We start from the raw sequence: 1,128 nt of genomic DNA, 5'->3' as shown, positions 1-1,128 counted from the left end.
GGGGCGATCATCCAGGAGACGTGCACCGCCAACACCAACAAACAGTGGGGCTTCGTCACCACCAGCACGGCCGGCGCGACGGTCGCGGCCGACGGCAGCGGTCAGTACACGACAGTGCAGGCCGCCATCGACGCCGTCCCGGCCGACAACACCACCCGGCGCGTCATCACGATCGCCCCGGGCACCTACCGCGAGATCGTCACCGTCCCGTCGAACAAGCCCTACGTCACCCTCCAGGGCCTCGGCAGCGCCCCCGGCCAGACGGTGATCGTCAACAACCACAGCTCGGCCGGCGGCTGGGGCACCTCGGGCAGCGCCACCGTCTTCGTCAACGGCGCCAACTTCGCCGCCACCAACCTGACCATCTCCAACGACTACGGCGAGGGCAGCCAGGCCGTCGCCGCCAACCTCAACGGCGACCGGTCGGTCTTCGACAACGTCCGCTTCCTCGGCGCCCAGGACACGCTGCTGGTCAACAACCACCGGCACTACGTGAAGAACAGCTACGTCGAGGGCACCGTCGACTTCATCTTCGGCAGCGGCACGGCCGTCTTCCAGAACACCGCCGTCTACCAGAAACGCAGCACCGGCGGCCCGATCACGGCGGCCCGGACCGACGCCGCCAACGCCTACGGATTCCTCTTCTACCGGTGCACGGTCACCGGCGCGACCAGCAACACCACGCAGCTCGGCCGCCCGTGGGGGCCGGACGCCCAGGTCCTCTACCGGGAGACCAGCCTGAGCGCCACCATCGCCACCGCGCAGCCGTGGATCAACATGTCCTCCAACGTGTGGACCAACGCCCGGTTCTTCGAATACAAGAACACCGGATCCGGCGCCACGATCAACGGCAACCGGCCGCAGATGAGCGACGCCACCGCGGCCAACTACACCCCGCAGAGGTACCTGGCCGGCACCGACGGCTGGAACCCGGTCGGATGAGAAGGGAGTGATCATGCGCAGGTTCTTCGCGGCCGTGTTACTGGCGGCGTCCGTACTGATCGGTCTCGGCCCCTCGCCGGCCCAGGCCGCCCCGGCAACGGGTGTCGTCTATCAGCTCAAGGTGACCAAGTCCGGCATGTGCCTCGACGTGCCGGGTGCATCGACTGCTGACGGTGCCCTGCTCCA

The 1,128-nt window shown here is 68.1% G+C and carries 1 protein-coding gene; it reads left to right on the top strand.

The genetic code is table 11. The features are described from left to right. Positions 1-942, top strand: a 942-nt coding sequence (locus IEZ13_RS46100; protein ID WP_189285811.1) for a pectinesterase family protein, incomplete at its 5' end; no start/stop codon positions are given. Between the last annotated feature and the right edge of the window lie 186 nt (positions 943-1,128).

It is taken from the genome of Actinoplanes campanulatus (assembly GCF_014647795.1).
Taxonomy (GTDB): domain Bacteria; phylum Actinomycetota; class Actinomycetes; order Mycobacteriales; family Micromonosporaceae; genus Actinoplanes; species Actinoplanes campanulatus.
This window is presented reverse-complemented; position numbering and strand designations above follow the sequence as displayed.